Annotated in this window: 17 protein-coding genes; 4 read left to right on the top strand and 13 right to left on the bottom strand. The window is 74.8% G+C overall.

What is annotated here, in order from left to right; all coding sequences use genetic code 11:
- Positions 1–143 precede the first annotated feature (143 nt).
- Positions 144–347, bottom strand: coding sequence for a heavy-metal-associated domain-containing protein (locus KPL60_RS17595; protein WP_208821024.1), 204 nt, complete (start codon positions 345–347; stop codon positions 144–146).
- A gap of 22 nt (positions 348–369) precedes the next feature.
- On the bottom strand, positions 370–651 hold the full coding sequence (locus tag KPL60_RS17590) for a metal-sensitive transcriptional regulator (protein WP_226350647.1): 282 nt from the start codon (positions 649–651) through the stop codon (positions 370–372).
- 76 nt (positions 652–727) lie between these two features.
- On the opposite strand from KPL60_RS17590, the gene KPL60_RS17585 reads away from it, so the two are divergent.
- The 4 genes from KPL60_RS17585 to KPL60_RS17570 all read left to right on the top strand — a co-directional run bounded on the left by KPL60_RS17585 (position 728) and on the right by KPL60_RS17570 (position 4,036).
- Entirely contained in the window at positions 728–1,114 is a 387-nt protein-coding gene (locus tag KPL60_RS17585) for a DUF6153 family protein (RefSeq protein ID WP_226366497.1), read from the top strand.
- A 63-nt stretch (positions 1,115–1,177) separates the two neighbouring features.
- Entirely contained in the window at positions 1,178–1,744 is a 567-nt protein-coding gene (locus tag KPL60_RS17580; protein WP_226366496.1) for a DUF305 domain-containing protein, read from the top strand.
- A 217-nt stretch (positions 1,745–1,961) separates the two neighbouring features.
- The gene (locus tag KPL60_RS17575; RefSeq protein WP_226366495.1) at positions 1,962–3,230 is read left to right on the top strand and encodes a DUF222 domain-containing protein; all 1,269 of its coding nucleotides are present in this window, start codon (positions 1,962–1,964) and stop codon (positions 3,228–3,230) included.
- A gap of 41 nt (positions 3,231–3,271) precedes the next feature.
- Entirely contained in the window at positions 3,272–4,036 is a 765-nt protein-coding gene (locus KPL60_RS17570; protein WP_226366494.1) for a MerR family transcriptional regulator, read from the top strand.
- Between the two features lies 1 nt (position 4,037).
- On the opposite strand, the gene KPL60_RS17565 is transcribed toward KPL60_RS17570, so the two are convergent.
- The 11 genes from KPL60_RS17565 to KPL60_RS17515 form a co-directional block, all read right to left on the bottom strand.
- A complete protein-coding gene (locus KPL60_RS17565; RefSeq protein ID WP_226366493.1) occupies positions 4,038–4,925 on the bottom strand; it encodes a hypothetical protein in 888 nt (295 codons plus the stop codon).
- A 221-nt stretch (positions 4,926–5,146) separates the two neighbouring features.
- Entirely contained in the window at positions 5,147–6,337 is a 1,191-nt protein-coding gene (locus KPL60_RS17560; RefSeq protein ID WP_226366492.1) for an alpha-amylase family glycosyl hydrolase, read from the bottom strand.
- Between the two features lie 10 nt (positions 6,338–6,347).
- Positions 6,348–6,989: a GntR family transcriptional regulator gene (locus tag KPL60_RS17555; protein ID WP_226366491.1), complete on the bottom strand. Its 642-nt coding sequence runs from the start codon at positions 6,987–6,989 to the stop codon at positions 6,348–6,350.
- Positions 6,986–8,128 (bottom strand): CaiB/BaiF CoA-transferase family protein, encoded by a 1,143-nt coding sequence (locus KPL60_RS17550; RefSeq protein WP_226350455.1) that lies wholly within the window; start codon positions 8,126–8,128, stop codon positions 6,986–6,988. The genes KPL60_RS17555 and KPL60_RS17550 overlap by 4 nt, the downstream gene beginning before the upstream one ends.
- On the bottom strand, positions 8,128–8,883 hold the full coding sequence (locus tag KPL60_RS17545) for an SDR family oxidoreductase (protein ID WP_226350456.1): 756 nt from the start codon (positions 8,881–8,883) through the stop codon (positions 8,128–8,130). The genes KPL60_RS17550 and KPL60_RS17545 overlap by 1 nt, the downstream gene beginning before the upstream one ends.
- Positions 8,884–8,951: 68 nt before the next feature.
- Positions 8,952–9,548, bottom strand: coding sequence for a phosphoribosylanthranilate isomerase (locus KPL60_RS17540; protein ID WP_226350457.1), 597 nt, complete (start codon positions 9,546–9,548; stop codon positions 8,952–8,954).
- A 27-nt stretch (positions 9,549–9,575) separates the two neighbouring features.
- Positions 9,576–10,517, bottom strand: coding sequence for a PDR/VanB family oxidoreductase (locus KPL60_RS17535; protein WP_226350458.1), 942 nt, complete (start codon positions 10,515–10,517; stop codon positions 9,576–9,578).
- Positions 10,514–10,705 (bottom strand): hypothetical protein, encoded by a 192-nt coding sequence (locus KPL60_RS17530; protein ID WP_073577386.1) that lies wholly within the window; start codon positions 10,703–10,705, stop codon positions 10,514–10,516. The genes KPL60_RS17535 and KPL60_RS17530 overlap by 4 nt, the downstream gene beginning before the upstream one ends.
- Positions 10,702–11,766, bottom strand: a complete 1,065-nt coding sequence (locus KPL60_RS17525) for an aromatic ring-hydroxylating dioxygenase subunit alpha (protein WP_226350460.1) — start codon at positions 11,764–11,766, stop codon at positions 10,702–10,704. The genes KPL60_RS17530 and KPL60_RS17525 overlap by 4 nt, the downstream gene beginning before the upstream one ends.
- Positions 11,763–13,106 carry an MFS transporter gene (locus KPL60_RS17520; protein ID WP_226350461.1) on the bottom strand — a complete coding sequence of 448 codons (1,344 nt, stop codon included), beginning with the start codon at positions 13,104–13,106 and terminating at the stop codon, positions 11,763–11,765. Before KPL60_RS17520 ends, KPL60_RS17525 begins: the two co-directional genes overlap by 4 nt.
- A gap of 98 nt (positions 13,107–13,204) precedes the next feature.
- Positions 13,205–13,981, bottom strand: coding sequence for an IclR family transcriptional regulator (locus KPL60_RS17515; protein ID WP_226350462.1), 777 nt, complete (start codon positions 13,979–13,981; stop codon positions 13,205–13,207).
- Positions 13,982–13,984 lie beyond the last annotated feature (3 nt).

Below are 13,984 nucleotides of genomic sequence, written 5' to 3'. Positions count from 1 at the left end.
GGCGACGGTCCCGGTCGCGGCTGCGCGGGGCAGGGCGGTGACGGGTCCGTGGGCCGGGGACGTGTCGCTCATGGTCGGTCCTCCGGGGGTGACCCGGCGCGGGTGGCGGTGGCGACCCGCGCCGGGTGGGTGGTCAGGGGTGCTCAGACGAGCTGGTAGCCCGCCTCGTGCACGGCGTCACGGACGGCGTCGGGGGAGATCTCGTCGTCGCTGGTGACGGTGACGGCGCCGGTCGGCAGGTCGACGGCCACGTCGGTGACGCCGGCGATCTCGCTGATCTCCTCGGTGACCGAGGCGACGCAGTGCTGGCAGGTCATGCCGGTGACGGTGTAGCTGGCGGTGCTCATCGTGCTCTCTCCCGTTCGGATGTCAGGATCGGACCAGCCGGGCGATCGCCGCGCTGGCCTCCCGGATCTTCTCCTCGGCGACGGGGCCACCCTCGGTGGCGGCGTCGGCGACGCAGTGCTTCAGGTGTTCGTCGAGCAGACCCAGCGCGACGGCCTCGAGGGCCTTGTTGACCGCGGCGACCTGGGTCAGCACGTCGATGCAGTACTTGTCGGACTCGATCATCCTGGTGATGCCGCGGACCTGGCCCTCGATCCGCCGCATCCGCTTGACGTGCGCGTCCTTGGTGTCGGCGTAGCCGGGCATCGCGTCCTCCTCAGGGTCCACCGTCACCATACCCCTAGGGGGTAACGGTATCCACCCGGGCTGTAGCGTCCGGGGTGTGACGGACCGGACCCGGCTGCTCGTGCTCGTGCTGCCGGTGCTGCTCGGGCTGCTGGGGATGCACGCGCTCGCGGCGCCACCCGCGCCCTCCGGTGTACACCACGCTCCCGCGGTCGCCGCACCCTCGGTCCCGCACGGGGTGGAGGGGTCGTCGCCTCCCGCCCCGCACGGCATGTCCCACGACGGGGCGTCGCACCTGCTGCACCTGTGCCTGGCCGTGCTCGCGGCCGGGGTCGTCCTGGCCGCGGCGGTGCTGCTGTCCGGGTTCGCGCCGCTGCCGTCGTCGCGCCGGCCGGCCGGTCCGGGACGTCCGCGGACCGCACCGACGGCCCGCCCGCCCCCGGTCCCACGGCGGCTCGCGCTGCTCTGCGTGTCGCGGACGTGACCGGCCTCCGGCGCGGGAGAGCGCCGGAGCCGCCGAGCACCCACGACACGGGAGTACCGACACATGACACGCACGAACGTGGCGCTCGCCGCCACGGCACTGGCCGCTGCCCTCGTCCTGACCGGCTGTGCCGGCGGGGGAGCGTCCGCCCCGCCCTCGGCCTCGTCGAGCAGCGCCGACGTCGCCTTCGCCCAGGGCATGATCCCGCACCACGAGCAGGCGGTCGCGATGGCGCGGCTCGCCGACGGCCGCGCCGGAGCCCGGGTGCGCGACCTCGCTGCCCGGATCGAGGCGGCCCAGGGCCCGGAGATCGCCCGGCTCCAGGGGTTCCTGGCCGACTGGGGCGCCGCGCCCGCCGCGGACGACCACGGCGGTCACGGCGACATGGCCGGGATGGCCGGGATGGCCGGGATGATGTCCGACGAGCAGATGGCCGGTCTGGGACGCGCGTCCGGCGCCGCGTTCGACCGGTCGTTCCTCGAGATGATGATCGCCCACCACGAGGGGGCGGTGACCATGGCCCGCGCGGAGCTCGACGCCGGGGTGGACCCGCGGGCCCGGGAGCTGGCGCAGCGGATCGTCGACGCGCAGCAGGCGGAGATCGCGGAGATGCGGGCGCTGCTGGGCTGAGGTGGGCACGGCCGCCGCACGGCTCGGGCCGTGGGCTGCATCGGCGGGGCGGGGTCGGTTCGGTCGACCGCGCCCCGCCGTCGTCCGGGCGGCGCCGCGCCGCGCTCGCCGCGCTCCCCGAGCCTCGTCCGTACGGCCCACCGTTGTCCCAGCTCAGCGATTCGCAATAGCGAACGTAAACTAGCGATCGAACACACGTTCGAGTACTCTCGATGGTGTGACCGCCACCCAGGAACCACCCGCCCACGCCACCGGCGTGCACGGCGACGGGTTCCCCTCCGGTGACCTCACCCTGCTCCGGTTCCACGTCGAACAAGCCCTCGGCGCCGACACCTGCGCGTGGTCCGAGTCGGAGTTGATCGACCAGATCCAGGAGATCGAGACCCTCCAGGCCTCCCTGGCCGCCCTTCAGGCGGACCGGATCCGGGGCTTCGCCCAGGCCCATGTCGAGAACCGGCGTGTCGATGACCGGAGCGACTTCGACAAGCTCCACCGCAGCGTCGTCGCCCAGATCCAGCTCGCCTGCCGGGTCTCCACCACCGAGGCCCGCACCCGCGTCGCCAACGCCCGCGACCTGCATTCCGGGTTCGACGACGTGCGGTGTCTCCACGAGGCCGGTCAGCTCAACGCCGCCAAGGTCACGGCGATCGCCGTCGAGTGCCGCGACCTCAACACAGCTCAGCGGGCGCGGGTCGACGCCCGGCTTGCCACCAACCGGGACCTGACCCGGTACGGCATCGGCCGGCTGCGGGCGATGACCCGGCGTCTGGTCGCCGAGATCGCCCCCGACCGGTTCCGCGCCCGGGTCCACGCCGCCAAGGCCGAGCGCCGGGTCACTCTGCGGCCCGCGCCGGATGCGATGAGCTACCTGACCGCCTACGTCCCGGTCGAACAGGGCGCCGCCTGCCTCGCCGCGCTCCAGAGGGCGTTCGTCGAGGTTCAGGTCGACCCGGCGCCGCTGACCCGTACCCGTGGGCAGGTTCTGGCCGACACCCTCGTGGAGCGGGTCACCGGGCAGGCCACCGCGACGGCGGTGAACCTGGAAGTGCAGGTCACCGTCCCGGTCCAGGCCCTGCTCGACCCAAGGTCCCCGCTGCCCGCGGAGATCCCCGGCCTGGGGCCCGTTCCGGCCGACCTGCTCGCCACCTCCGAGGGCGCCAAGTCCCTGCGCAGACTGCTCACCGACCAGGGCATCGTCATCGGCGGCGACTCCCGCAGGCGCACCTTCACCGGACTCCTCGCCACCCTCGTGAAAGCCCGCGCGCAGAACCGGTGCACCGAGCCCTACTGCGACGCTCCCGTCCGCCACGTCGACCACATCCAGCGCGACGCCGACGGCGGACACACCGAACTGGACAACGGACGCGGAGTCTGCGAGTTCCACAACCACGTCCGTGAACAACCCGGCTGGCACGTGGCCCGTGCCCCCGACGGGGCCGTCGTCACCACCACTCCGACCGGGCACACCTACCGCGGACCGGACTGACACTTGCGGTTGACGCTACGTCAACTTCTACCGTCGCTCCCATGACGGACGAGCCCTGCTGGAGCACCGACGACGTGGTCCGCCTGGCCGGGGTCAGCTCACGCACCCTGCGCCACTACGACCACATCGGACTCGTGCCCCCGGCCGGGACCGGCCCGGGCGGACGGCGCCTCTACGGCCGGACGCAGCTGCGTCGGCTGCAGCACGTGCTGTTGCTACGGGAGCTCGGACTCGGCCTGCCGCAGATCGCCGCGGTGCTCGACACCGGGTCGGACGCCGCGGAGGTGGACGCCTTGCGTGTCCACCACGGGCGGCTCCTCGACGAGATCGCGCGCCTGCGCCGGCTCGCCGACACCGTCGCACGATCCATCGGAGAACGAGAGGGGAGAGGCGAGATGACCGCCGAGGAGATGTTCGAGGCATTCCGGGACGACCCGCACGGGGCCGAGGCCCGGGACCGCTGGGGCGCCGACGCCGTCGCCGTCCAGGAACGCGTCGCCGACTGGACACGCGCCGACGCAACGGAGCTGACCGCGGACTGGGAGTCGGTCCTGCGCCGGCTCGCCACGGCACGCTCCGCCGGGGACCCGGTCGACGCGCCGTCGGTGCAGGAGATCGTCGCCGACCACCATCGCTGGGTGAGCCGGTTCTGGGTGCCGGCTCGCGAGGCCTACACCGGGCTCGGCGAGCTCTACGCCGACGACCCGCGCTTCGCCGGCCAGATCGACGCGCACGGCGCCGGGCTGAGCGGCTACCTGCGCGACGCGATCGCCGTGTACGCGGCGGAGCGCCTGGAGCAGCCGTGACTCAGGTGAACGAGATGTGCACGTGGTCCATGTGGTTCGCCGTCGCCCCGCCCCGGTCCTCCTGGGCCTTCCAGCCGCTGCCGGTGTCGATGCGCTGCTGCCAGATGATGTAGGAGATCCCGAGGTCGTCCCAGTTCTGCTTGGCGTAGGCGGCGAGCCGGTCGCCCGTCGCCTTGTCGACCATGAAGTCCAGAGCCTTGCCGCTGGGGTGGTCGGAGGCGTTCCCGCGGCTGCCGATGCCCAGCACGGAGTCGACGCCGAACAGGCAGCGCAGCTTCTCCCCGGCCGTCGCCACGTTCGCGGCGACGCCCTCCATGCCCGCGGTGCCCAGGGCGCACGTGGTGGACCCGGTCGGACCGCCGCCCGAGGGGGCGCCGGAGGTCCCGGCCGAGGACCGCGCGGAGTCGGCGGCGCGCGCGGCCGCCTCCCGGGCCTCGCGGGCGGCGGCGCGGGCGCGCTCGCGCGCCTCGTCGCGGGCCTTCACCGCGGAGCCGACCGCACCGTCCGCGGCGCCGACGATCGCGTCGACGTCGACCGGGGGCGGCGGCTCGGCCAGCGACCGGGCCGCGCCGGCGTGCGCCGACGGCGTGGCCAACGCCGCCTCGGTGAGCGAGGCGTCCGCGGCCGGGGTGCTGAACGCCTGCAAAACGAGGTCGTCGACCCGGGGGAGCCCACCGCCCGTCGCGGCGTGCGCGGCGACGAGGCCGCCACCGGCGAGCGCGGAGGTGAGTGCCTGCAGGGTGCGGGCCCGCCCCGCGCGGCGGTGCCTCCCGCCCCGGTCCGGGCCGACGTCACGGGTGACGACGGTCGTCGACGGCAGGGGTCGGCTCGGGTCGGTCCGGCTCGGGGAGCGCCGGGCCGCCACGGAGCCGGGGATGTTCCTCGGCACGCAGGGCGTCCTTCCTCGTCGGAGACGGCTGCGCCCGTGTGCCTGGGGAGCGGGGCGCGCGGGTCCTGCTGGGGATCAGGACCGTGACCGTTCCGTGATCGACCGTACGGATCGGGTTGTCCGCGTGGGGCCGGTCCGCGACCACCGGCCGTCGCGGTGCTGCGAGTGGCGGGCCGCTCGGCCGGAAGGATCAACCGTGATCCACCTGTTGCCGAGGTGGGTCAGGCGTCCTGGACGTCCCAGGTGCCCGCGGCGTAGTCGAGGGTGACCCGCAGCGCGCCGCCGTCGCCGTGGCTGACGTAGACGAGCCGGTCGTCGGTGGCCTCGGCCACCTCGGTCCGCGCGTCGTACAGCCAGGGGTGGCGCCTGCGCAGCCCGATCAGCTCCTGGTGCACGGCCAGGACGTGCGGGTCGGCGCCGGAGGGGAGGGACCCGTCGGCGGGGAACTCGGGGCGGACCGCGTCGTCGCCGCCGGCCCGCTCCTCCTTGACCCCGGTGAGGCCGAGCTCGTCGCCGGCGTAGACCGAGGGGGTGCCACCGACGGTGCACAGCACGGCGACGGCCAGCTCGATGTGGCGGCGGTCGTGCAGCTGCGACGCGAGCCGGGTGACGTCGTGGTTGCCGACGAAGGTGTTCGGCACCGCGGCGGCGACGAACCGGTCGTGGCGCTGCAGCGCCCACGCCAGCTCGTGCGGGTTGCCGTCGTTGAGGCTCGACCAGATCGCCTTCCACAGCTCGTACTGGGTGAGTGCGTCGATCGTGGTGGCGGCGGTGACCGCGTCGTGCTCGCCGTGGATGACCTCGCCGAGGAACCAGGCACCCGGGTGGCGCTCGCGGACGCGGGGGAGCACGTCGGCCCAGAAGTCGTCGGGAACGGTGTAGGCGGCGTCGAGCCGCCACCCGTCGGCGCCGCGGTCGAGCCAGTGGCAGAGGATCTCGACGACGTGGTCGCGGACCGCGGGGTTGTCGTGGTCGAGGGTGTGCAGGCCGGGGTGGCCCTCGAAGACGGCGATCTCCCCGTCGTCGGTGTGCCGGAACCAGGCGTCGTCCGGCCCGCCGGGGTCGGCGCGGGCGGCGAGCAGCCGCGGGTGCTCGGGGCCGACGTGGTTGAACACGCCGTCGAGCAGGATCCGCAGGCCGCGTCCCTTCGCCTCGGCGACGAGCGCGTCGAAGTCGGCGTCCGAGCCCAGGCGCGGGTCGATCCGCAGGTGGTCGGTGGTGTCGTAGCCGTGGGTGGCCGAGGCGAACACCGGGCCGAGCAGCAGCCCGTTCGCCCCCAGCGCGACGGCGTGGTCGAGCCAGCCGATGATCCGCCGCAGCGAGTGGTCCGCGCCGTCGCCGCGGTCGGGGTGGGCCCCGGTGAACCCCAGCGGGTACACGTGCCACCAGATCGCGTGCCGTACCCAGTCCATCCGCGCGACCCTAGTCGTCGAACGGGTCCCCGGCCCGCGCCCCGCCGAGTGCGCGGAGCAGCGAGGCGAACCCGCCCGCCACGTGCTCCTCGGTCGCGGCGGCGGCCCGGTCGGCGTCGCCGTCGGTCACCGCGTCGAGGATCGCCCGGTGCTCGGCGGCCGAGGCGGCGGCGCGGTCGTCGTCGTGCAGGGTCAGGTCCCACGGGAACGCCTGCCACAGCGCGGCGATCCGCTCCGGCAGCGCGGGCACGCCGCACCGGTCGTAGAGCAGGAAGTGGAACTCGCGGTTCCGCTCGCGGGCGGCGGCCGGGTCGTCGGCGGGGCGGTCGAGGACGGCGCGGGCCCGGGCGAGGTCGTGCCGCGAGACCCGCGGCGTCGCGCGGCGGACCGCGTAGGCCTCGGTGAGCCGGCGCACCACGTAGGTCGCGGTCACCCGGTCCACGTCGACGCCGGCGACCCGCACCCCGCGGTGGTGCTCGGCGACGACCAGCCCCTCCGCGGACAGCAGGCTCAGCGCCTCGCGGACCGGGGTGATGGAGGCGCCGAACCGGCGGGCCAGCTCGTCCTGGCGCAGCGGCGTCCCGCGGGCGAGGCCGCCGCCGAGGATGTCGCGGCGCAGCTCGTCGACGATCCGGTCCCGCTTGGTGCTCACCGTTCGTCGAGCCAGGCGAGGACGGCCGCGGTGTGCTCGCCGACGGCCGGGACCGGGTCCATCCGCGCGGTCCGCCCGGCGACGGTGATCGGCGGCTGCAGTGCGCGCAGCGGCCCGACCGGGCTGCCGACCTCGGTCCACCGGTCGCGCGCGGCGAGCTGCGGGTGCTCCAGGACCTCCCCGACCTCGCGCTGCCGGGCGTGCGCGACCCGCGCCTGGACCAGCCGCGCGACGAGCTCGTCGCCGGTCAGGCCCGTGAGCACGGTGTCGATCTCGGCGTGCAGGTCGGGGCGGTTCTCCACCCGGGCCCGGCCGCTCGCGAACCGCGGGTCGGTCGCGACCTCCGGGCGGCGCAGCACGACCTCGCAGAACGTGGCCCACTCGCGTTCGTTCTGGATCGACAGGACGACGTCGGTGCCGTCGCCGGCGGAGAACGTGCCGTACGGGGCGATCGCGGCGTGGCTGGTGCCGGTCCGCTTCGGGGCGGTGCCGCCGTAGCCGGCGTAGTAGAGCGGGTAGCCCATCCACTCCACCAGCGAGTCGAACAGGCTGACCTCGAGGTCGGTGCCCTGCCCGGTGCGTTCCCGCTCGTAGAGCGCGGACAGGATGCCGGAGAAGGCGTACATGCCGGCACCGATGTCGGCGGCCGGGATGCCGCTCTTCGCCGGCGCGTCCTCGGTCCCGGTGATCGAGACGAGCCCGGCCTCGGACTGGATGAGCAGGTCGTAGGCCTTGGCGTCGCGGTACGGGCCGGACGAGCCGTAGCCGGAGATCGAGCAGGTCACCAGCCGCGGGTACCGCTCGCGCAGCGCCGCGGCACCGAGCCCGAGCCGCTCGGCGGCACCCGGGGCGAAGTTCTGCACGAACACGTCGGCCCGTTCCAGCAGCCGCAGCATCGTGGCGCGGCCGTCGTCGGACTTGAGGTCGAGGGTGACCGACTCCTTGGACCGGTTCAGCCACACGAAGTGGCTGGACATGCCGTGGACGGTCTCGTCGTAGTCGCGGGCGAAGTCGCCCGAGCCCTCGCGTTCGATCTTGATGACGCGGGCGCCGAGGTCGGCGAGGTGCCGGGTCGCCAGCGGTGCGGCGACGGCCTGCTCGCAGGACACGACGAGCAGTCCCTCCAGGGGGAGTGTCATCAGATGCTCCGCCCGCCGTCGACGGGCAGGACGACGCCGGTCAGGAACGCGGCGGCGTCGGAGGCGAGGAACACCGCGGCGTCGGCGACGTCGCCCGCCTCCGCGAGCCGGGCCAGCGGGATGCCCGCGACAAAGCGCTCGCGAGCCGCCTCGGGGTCGTCGGTGCCGAGGAACTTCGGCAGCATCGGGGTGTCGGTGGCGACCGGGGCCAGGCAGTTGACCCGGATGTCGGGCGCCAGCTCCAGGGCCAGGGTGCGGGCGAGGTGGTTGGCGGCGGCCTTGGACGAGGCGTAGGCGCCGAACCCGGGACGGGTCCGCTCGCCCATCACCGACCCGGTGATCGTGACCGCGCCGCCGCCGGTGCGTCGCATGGCGGGCACCGCGGCGCGCACACCGAGCCAGACGCCCTTCACGTTGACGTCGAAGATCGCCGAGAACTCCTCGGGGTCGGCGTCGAGCGCGGGGACGGGGAAGCCGGTGAGCCCGGCGTTGCAGGACAGCAGGTCCAGACGGCCGAACGCGGCCTCGGCCCGCTCGACGGCAGCGGCGTTCGCCGCGGCGTCGGTGACGTCGACCCGGAGTCCGACCGCCCTCTCACCGAGCTCGGCGGCGGCGCGCTCCGCCGCCTCCCCGTCCAGGTCGGCGACGACGACCGACGCCCCCTCCTCGACGAACCGCCCGGCCGTGGCCCGGCCGATGCCGGACGCCCCTCCGGTGACGATCGCGACCTTGCCCTGCAGTGCGCCCGCGGCCATGACGGCTCCTCGACGTCGAGACGATGCCTGATCCTCACGGATCATGCATCATCCGTGAGGATCGTGCATCACGCCCGGGCGGCGGCGACGAAGTCGCGGATGCGGGCGTGGTCCTTCACGCCGCGGGACGACTCGACGCCGCTGGAGACGTCGACGCCCCAGGGACGGACCCGGCGCACCGCGGTGGCGACGGTGTCCGGGTCCAGCCCGCCCGCGAGCAACCACGGCCCGTCCGGCTTCGGGTCGAGCGCCTCGGCGTCCCAGCGCTCGCCGGACCCGGCGACGGGGGAGTCGAGCAGCAGCACGTCCTCGCCGTACAGGCCCACGGTGAGGTCGGGGTCGTGGGCCAGCGAGGTCGCCCGCCACAGGGTGATCGGCGCGCGGGCGGCCGCGGTGAAGTCGTCGCGGGTGTAGCGGCCGTGCAGCTGCAGCACGTCGGCGCCGGCGTCGGCGGTCACCGCCGCGGCCCGGTCGGCGGGCAGGTCGGCGACGACGACCACCGACCGCACGCCGTCCGGCACCCGGGCGACGAGCGCGCCGAGGTCGGCCGGGTCGACGTGGCGGGGGCTCGGCGGGTACACGACGAACCCGACCGCGTCGGCGCCGGCGGCCACGGCCGCGTCGACGTCACCGGGGGTCCGCAGCCCGCACACCTTGACGAACACGCGCCCGACCCTACGGGGCGCCCGGGCTCAGAGCTCGAGCACCAGCCGCGGCGACCGGGACCGCGACACGCACAGCATCATCACCTCGTTCGACGCCTGCTCCTCCTCGGTGAGCAGCGAGTCCCGGTGGTCCGGCTCGCCGGCGAGGACCCCGGTCTCGCAGGTCCCGCAGGTCCCCTCCCGGCACGAGGACAGCGTCGCGATCCCGGCGCCCTCCAGGGCGTCGAGGATCGAGCAGCCCGCCGGGACGGCGACGACCGTCCCCGACCCCGACAGTTCCACCTCGAACGCCTCGTCCGGGCCGTCGAGCGCGCCGGGCCGGGCGGAGAACCGTTCCACGTGCACCGGCACGCCGAGACGCTCCCCCTCGGCCTCGACGGCGGCGAGCAGCCCCTCCGGCCCGCAGCAGTACACGGGTCGCCCGGCGGCCGCGGCCACGATCCCGGCGACGTCGAGCAGCCCGGCCTCGTCCTGCGGCACCAGGGCCACCCGGTCGGGGTGACGCCCGGCGAGCTCGCTGAACGCCATCGACGCCCGGCTGCGCCCGCCGTGGACCAGCCGCCAGTCCGCGCCCGCGGCGTGCGCCGCCGCGATCATCGGGACCAGCGGGGTGATGCCGATCCCGCCGGCGACGAACACGTAGCCCGGGGCGTCGACGAGTGCGAACCGGTTGCGCGGCCCGCGGACCAGCACCGTGTCGCCCTCGGCGACGACGTCGTGCACGTGCGCCGAGCCGCCCCGCCCGGCGGGTTCGCGCAGCACCGCGACCCGGTAGACCGAGCGCTCGCCCGGGTCCCCGCACAGCGAGTACTGCCGGACGAGGTCCGCGGTCAGGACGAGGTCGAGGTGCGCACCGGGCGTCCACTCCGGCAGCTCGGCGCCGGACGGGTCGCGCAGGGTCAGCAGCACGACGTCGTCGGCGAGGAGCTCCTTCTTCTCCACCACCAGGTGCAGCTCGGGTTCGGTCACGACGTACTCCAGGTCTCGTGGTCCACGGGGCAGCCCAGCAGCCAGTCCCACAGCGGCACCGGGTCGTCGAAGACGCGTTCGGCGCCGCAGTGGCACACCGCGCGCAGCAGGTCGGTGCCCAGCACCCAGTGGATGCGCTGGACACGGTGCCCGTGCAGGACGGGCGGGGCCTCGGGGATCGCGCTCACCGGGCGGGCGCCGGGGACGGGACCGCCGGTGCCGAACCGGCCATCCGGGCGAGCATCCGGCGTGCGGCGAGCCCGCCGGTGTCGATGTTGACCGACAGCTCCTGGTAGCCCGCCGGCTCGGTCGCGATCACCTTCTCCAGCACGTCGAGCGCCTCGACGTCCTGCAGCACGACGGTGCGGTTCTGCTCGGCGAGGAACGCCGAGACCTCGACGTCGTCGAGGGCGAAGTCGCGCGCGACCATCCAGAAGTCGTGTGTGGAGTGCTCGGTCTCCGGGGTGATCGCGTAGACGACCTCCACGTGGAAGGCGTCGGGGTCGGAGCCGTCGGGGTGCGGGACCGAGCCGACCGGCGCGATCCGGGAGTGCAGCTTGTACAGGCACGGCGGGGTGTACTCGATGTCCTGCCAGCGCGAGATCCGCCCGGACAGGCCGGTGGAGCGCTCGTAGAACGGCGGGCACTCGGCGTCGGCCATGTGCCGGGAGACGTAGACGACGCCGGCGTCCTCGTCGACCTCGGTGGAGATCGGGGTGGCCGCGACCTCGGGGGTGCCGATGTAGCCGCCGTGCAGGTAGGTCTCGTGCGACAGGTCGAGCAGGTTGTCCACCAGCAGCGAGAACCGGGCGGCCAGCGGCTCCATCCCGCGCACCGTGGTCCACGCGGCGTCGTCGAGGTAGGTCGCGCGGGGGATGCGCAGCGGGTCGGCGAGCTCCGGGTCGCCGATCCAGACCCAGATCAGCGAGTCCTGCTCGACGACGGGGTAGGCCGCCAGCCGGGCCGTGCGTGGCACCCGGTTCTGCCCCGGCACCGCCACACACCTGCCGTCGGCGCCGTAGGTGAAGCCGTGGTAGCCGCAGACGACGGTGTCGCCGACGAGCCGGCTCGGGGCCTGGGACAGCGGGAACCGGCGGTGCACGCAGCGGTCGGCGTGCGCGGTGACCTGGCCGGCCTCGGTGCGCCAGAACAGGATCGGCTCGTCGCAGATCGTGCGGCCGAACAGCTCGCGGCCGATCTCGGCGGAGTAGGCGGCGACGTACCACTGGTCGCGGGGGATCGAGCTCATGCGGGGACTCCCTGGGTGGTGGGGGTGCCGGATCGGCGGAGCAGCAGGACGAGGGCGGCCGCGCCGACGAACACGGCCGCGAAGAGCAGGTAGAGCGACTGCGGGGTGGCGCCGCCGTCGAGCAGCGCCCCGGCCAGGGTCGGCGCGAGGATCGCCCCGGACCGGCCGACCGCGAGCGCGGTGCCGACGCCGGTGGTGCGCACGTCGGCGCCGTAGGAGGTCGGTGCCATCGCGTACAGCCCGGCGACGCAGCCGTTGACGAACAGCCCGACCAGCGCGGCGACGACGAACGCCACCGCGAGCGAGGAGGTGCTGGTGATGAACACGGCCAGCAGCACCGCGGTGGCCAGCAGGTACCCGGCGAGCACGTGCCGCAGCGCGAACCGGGCGGCGAGCAGGCCGAGCCCGGCGGCGCCGAAGATGCCGCCGACGTTGAGCAGGGTGCCGCCGGCGATGCCCGCGTCCGGGGAGAGCCCGGCCTCGACGAGCAGGGTCGGCGTCCAGCTGGTGACGAAGTAGAACCCGGCCATCACGCAGAAGAAGCTGACCCAGAGCAGCACCGTGGTGCGCCGCAGCGCCGGGCGCAGCAGCGCCCCGTACCCCGCGGCGACGCCGGTCCGCACCGGGGCGCCGTCGGGGAGGGCGGGCAGCGCCGCGTGCCCCATCCGCGCCAGCAGCGCGTTGACCCGCTCCAGCGCCCCGGCCGGGCGGCGCACGAGCAGGAAGTCCAGGGACTCCGGCAGCCGCCACCAGACCAGCGGGACCGCGGCCAGGGTGGCCAGACCCCCGGCGAGGAACACCGACCGCCAGCCGAACTGCCCGATCAGCGTGGCCGCGAGCACGCCGCCGAGGACGGCCCCGATCGCGTAGCCGGTGGAGTTCAGGCTGACCGCGAGCCCCCGCCAGCGGGCCGAGGCGTACTCGGCGGCGACGACGTTGCTGGTGGCGAGGATGCCGCCGACACCGAGCCCGGTGACCAGCCGCAGCGCGCCGAGCTGGCCGGGGGACTGCGCCGCCGCCGAGCCCAGCATCGCCAGCCCCGCGACGACGAGGCAGCCCAGCACGACCGGCCGTCGCCCGACCCGGTCCGCCCACGGTCCGATGAGGACCGACCCGGCGGCCATGCCGACCAGGCCCGCGGACAGGAGCAGGCCGAGCTGGCTGCCGGACAGCCCCCACTCGGTGGCGACCGAGCGGCCCGTGAAGGCCATGACCAGCACGTCGAAGCCGTCGAGGACGTTGAGCAGGACGCACGCCGCGACCGCGCCCCACTGGTGGCGGGACATCGGTGCGTCGTCGAGCAGACGGCGGACGGTGTCCGCCGCGGGGGGTGGGCGCATGGTGGGACTCCGTTGTCGCCGCGCGGTCGTGGTGGTGCAGCGAGGATGCGGGGCGACGAGGGCCGCGCCGTACGTCCCTTCCGGAGAATGGAAGGGTTTCAGCGCGTGGTGGTGCTGAGCGCGCGGCTGATCCCGGCGGCGGTGGTGCGCACCAGCGGGGCGAGCGCGCGGGCGGACACGCTGCCGTGCCGCACGACGAGCGAGACGGCCGCGACGACCTGGCCGCGGGCGTCGGAGACGGGGGCGCCGACCGACAGCGCGTCGTCGGTGACCTGCCGGTCGCTGACCGAGTGGCCGTCGCGGCGGACGTCGGCGAGCATGCGGCGCATCCGCTGCGGGTCGGTCACCGTGAACGGGGTGTAGCGCTCGATCCGCGCGCCCAGCACCTCGTCCTGCAGCTCCGGCGGCGAGTGCGCGAGCAGCACCAGACCGACCCCGGTCGCGGTGAGCGCGAAACGCCCCCCGACCCGGGTCTGCACCGGGACCGCGCCGGACCCGGCGAGCCGCTCGACGAACACCACCTCGGCGCCCTCACGCACCGCGAGCTGCACGTTCTCCCGGGTGACCCGGGACAGGTCCTCCAGGAACGGCAGCGCCGTCTCGCGCAGCGCCTGCCCGCGCGGGGCGAGCGCGCCGAGCTCCCAGACGCGCAGCCCGATCCGGTAGCGGCCCTCGTCGTCACGTTCCAGCGCGCCCCACGCCGCCAGGTCGGCGACGAGCCGGTGCGCGGTCGACAACGGGACGTCCGCGTGCCGGGCGAGGTCGCTGAGCGACAGCGCGGGCCGGTCGGGGCCGAACGCGTCGAGCAGGCCGAGCGCGCGCACCACGACCGACCCGGTCGGTCCCACCGGGTGGCCGCGACGCGACGTGGTCATGCC

This window comes from Pseudonocardia sp. ICBG162 (genome assembly GCF_020496225.1).
Lineage (GTDB): Bacteria > Actinomycetota > Actinomycetes > Mycobacteriales > Pseudonocardiaceae > Pseudonocardia > Pseudonocardia alni.
This window is presented reverse-complemented; position numbering and strand designations above follow the sequence as displayed.

Bases quoted from the DNA above. Each gene is read 5' to 3' on its own strand.
- KPL60_RS17595 (WP_208821024.1), bottom strand. From the start codon at position 347: ATGAGCACCGCCAGCTACACCGTCACCGGCATGACCTGCCAGCACTGC.
- KPL60_RS17590 (WP_226350647.1), bottom strand. From the start codon at position 651: ATGCCCGGCTACGCCGACACCAAGGACGCGCACGTCAAGCGGATGCGG.
- KPL60_RS17580 (WP_226366496.1), top strand. From the start codon at position 1,178: ATGACACGCACGAACGTGGCGCTCGCCGCCACGGCACTGGCCGCTGCC.
- KPL60_RS17570 (WP_226366494.1), top strand. From the start codon at position 3,272: ATGACGGACGAGCCCTGCTGGAGCACCGACGACGTGGTCCGCCTGGCC.
- KPL60_RS17560 (WP_226366492.1), bottom strand. From the start codon at position 6,337: ATGGACTGGGTACGGCACGCGATCTGGTGGCACGTGTACCCGCTGGGG.
- KPL60_RS17550 (WP_226350455.1), bottom strand. From the start codon at position 8,128: ATGACACTCCCCCTGGAGGGACTGCTCGTCGTGTCCTGCGAGCAGGCC.
- KPL60_RS17545 (WP_226350456.1), bottom strand. From the start codon at position 8,883: ATGGCCGCGGGCGCACTGCAGGGCAAGGTCGCGATCGTCACCGGAGGG.
- KPL60_RS17525 (WP_226350460.1), bottom strand. From the start codon at position 11,766: ATGAGCTCGATCCCCCGCGACCAGTGGTACGTCGCCGCCTACTCCGCC.
- KPL60_RS17520 (WP_226350461.1), bottom strand. From the start codon at position 13,106: ATGCGCCCACCCCCCGCGGCGGACACCGTCCGCCGTCTGCTCGACGAC.
- KPL60_RS17515 (WP_226350462.1), bottom strand. From the start codon at position 13,981: ATGACCACGTCGCGTCGCGGCCACCCGGTGGGACCGACCGGGTCGGTC.